The organism is Pseudomonas sp. NPDC088885 (assembly GCF_044750025.1).
Taxonomy (GTDB): Bacteria; Pseudomonadota; Gammaproteobacteria; order Pseudomonadales; family Pseudomonadaceae; genus Aquipseudomonas; species Aquipseudomonas rustica.
In genome coordinates, this window is sequence record NZ_JBIVJB010000098.1 from 15977 (window position 1) to 16686 (window position 710).

Here is a 710-nt window from a genome sequence, read left to right on the forward strand (position 1 = left end):
AGTGCAACGATGTACAGCAGCTCTTTGTCCAGACGATCCTTGATGTTACGGGAGGTCACGAACTTGCCTTCTTTACCGCAGAATGGCGAGTCGTTTACCTGGAAGGTCATGGAAACGGTTGGCTCGTCAACGGTCAGAGGCTTCATCGCCTCAACGGTCAGCGGGTCGCACAGGGTGTCGGAGATGAACAGCGATTCCATACCGCTGATGCAAACGATGTCGCCTGCTGCAGCTTCTTCAACGTCAATACGGTGCAGACCGTGGTGACCCATCAGCTTCAGGATACGACCGTTGCGACGCTTGCCGTCGGCACCGATAGCCACAACCGGGGTGTTCGGCTTGACGCGACCACGAGCGATACGGCCAACGCCGATAACACCCAGGAAGCTGTTGTAGTCCAGTGCGGAGATCTGCATCTGGAACGCGCCTTCACGGTCGACTTTAGGGGCCGGAACGTGATCGACAACCGCTTGGTACAGCGGGGTCATGTCTTCAGCCATGTCGGTGTGATCCAGACCGGCAATGCCGTTCAGGGCCGAGGCGTAAACAACCTGGAAGTCGAGTTGTTCTTCGGAAGCACCGAGGTTGTCGAACAGGTCGAAGATCTGATCCAGAACCCAGTCCGGACGCGCGCCTGGACGGTCAACCTTGTTGATGACCACGATTGGACGCAGGCCGGCTTCGAAAGCCTTCTTGGTCACGAAACGGGT

General features: G+C 57.3%; 1 protein-coding gene. It reads right to left on the reverse strand.

From position 1 onward, the window contains the following. Positions 1-710: EF-Tu/IF-2/RF-3 family GTPase (locus ACIP1X_RS24420; RefSeq protein ID WP_400755507.1), on the reverse strand; the 710-nt coding region annotated here is incomplete at both ends.